The following is a 1,597-nucleotide window of genomic DNA, read 5'->3' as shown; positions in this document are numbered from 1 at the left end:
GAAGACCCGTGGCCTGCTGCATCGACGCCCGGTGATCTTCTTCACCGGCCACGGCGACGTGCCCATGGCGGTGGATATGCTCAAGAATGGCGCCTTCGATTTCTTTGAAAAACCCTTCAACGACAACCAGTTGATGGACCGCGTGCTGCAAGCGCTGGAAAGTTCGCGTGCCGGCGGTGCCGAGGATGCCGTGCAAGGCCGCCTGGCTGCGCTCTCGGCACGTGAGCGCGAAGTGCTGGACCTGATCCTGGCCGGCAAGATGAACAAGGTCATCGCCGATGAGCTGGGCATCAGTATGCGCACGGTGGAAGTGCACCGTGCTCATATCTTCGACAAGATGAACGTCAAGACCGCCGTCGAGCTGGCGCGTCTGCTCAAGTAAGGTGGAAATCCTCAATCTCCTGCTGCCGGACTTCAGCCTGATCGCGCTGGGGGTGCTGATCTATCGCATCAGCAACTGGGGCGATCAATTCTGGGCCGGCATGGAAAAGCTGGTCTATTTCCTGCTGTTCCCGGCCTTGCTGTTCTATTCCACGGCACGCCTGAAGGTCGATCTCTCGGTCACTGGCGGCATGGTACAGACCGGCGTGGGCGCACTGCTGGCGGGGATCGCCCTGACCTGGCTGGGCAAACCCCTGCTGCGCGCCACGCCCATGACCTATGAATCGGGGATGCAGTGCGCCTACCGCTTCAATTCCTATATCGCCCTGGCGCTGGCCACCCGCATGGCCGGCGAAGAAGGGGCCGGGCTGATGGCTATCCTGCTGGGCTTTGGCGTACCTCTTTGCAATATCGCCGCGGTGCACGCATTGGCCCCCAAGAACGGCAATCTGCTGCGCGAACTGGCCAAGAATCCCTTGCTGGTGGCGACCGCCGGAGGCCTGACGTTTTCTGCACTGGGGCTGCACCTGCCGGAAGTGGCCAGCGTGGTGCTCTCGCGCCTGGGGGCAGCCTCCATTGCGCTGGGCCTGCTGATGGTAGGCGCCGGTCTGCGCCTGTCGGGCCTGAAGGAAAGCAAGCTGGTGGTGGGCTGGTTCATCCTCATCAAACTCCTTGCCGTGCCACTGGCGGCCTATGCCATCGGCAACTGGCTGCACCTGCCACCGCTGCAATTGCGTATCGTGGTGTTGTTCTGCAGCCTGCCTACCGCCTCCAGCGCCTATATCCTGGCTGCACGCATGGGCGGCAATGGACCGTTCACGGCTTTCCTGATTTCCTTTGGCACGCTGCTCTCGGCGCTGACCATTCCGGTCTGGCTGACGCTGGTGCATTGACGCTTGGGCGCGGGCGCTAGGCAATACCGTGCCGCGCCAGTGCCCATCGCACATGCTCGACCACCAGCGGTGAGGGATGATCCAGCCGAGCACGCAAGGCCGCCACGATGGCCGCATCGCCGCGGTAATCGGGGGCATCGGCGGCATTGCCCAAGCCCACGGCCAGATTGCGCAGCCAGCGCTCATAACCGATGCGGCGAATCGCACTGCCCTCGGTATTTTTCAGGAACTGCTCTTCGCTCCAGCCGAACAGGTCGACCAGGCTGGCGCTGTCGAGTCCGTGGCGCGGGTCGAAGTCGGGCAGGCTGGCGCGTTGGGCGAAC

The 1,597-nt window shown here is 63.2% G+C and carries 2 protein-coding genes and 1 pseudogene; 2 read left to right on the top strand and 1 reads right to left on the bottom strand.

The annotated features are described in order from the left end of the window. Positions 1-382, top strand: a 382-nt coding sequence (locus I5W_RS10055; protein ID WP_044529109.1) for a response regulator transcription factor, incomplete at its 5' end; no start/stop codon positions are given. 1 nt (position 383) lies between these two features. Continuing rightward, positions 384-1,274 (top strand): AEC family transporter, encoded by an 891-nt coding sequence (locus I5W_RS10050; RefSeq protein WP_017451433.1) that lies wholly within the window; start codon positions 384-386, stop codon positions 1,272-1,274. Between the two features lie 16 nt (positions 1,275-1,290). On the opposite strand, the pseudogene I5W_RS10045 reads toward I5W_RS10050, so the two are convergent. Further along, positions 1,291-1,597: pseudogene (locus tag I5W_RS10045) on the bottom strand (tRNA epoxyqueuosine(34) reductase QueG); the annotation flags it as partial.

It is taken from the genome of Herbaspirillum sp. B65, assembly GCF_000333555.1.
GTDB lineage: Bacteria > Pseudomonadota > Gammaproteobacteria > Burkholderiales > Burkholderiaceae_D > Herbaspirillum > Herbaspirillum rubrisubalbicans.
This window is presented reverse-complemented; position numbering and strand designations above follow the sequence as displayed.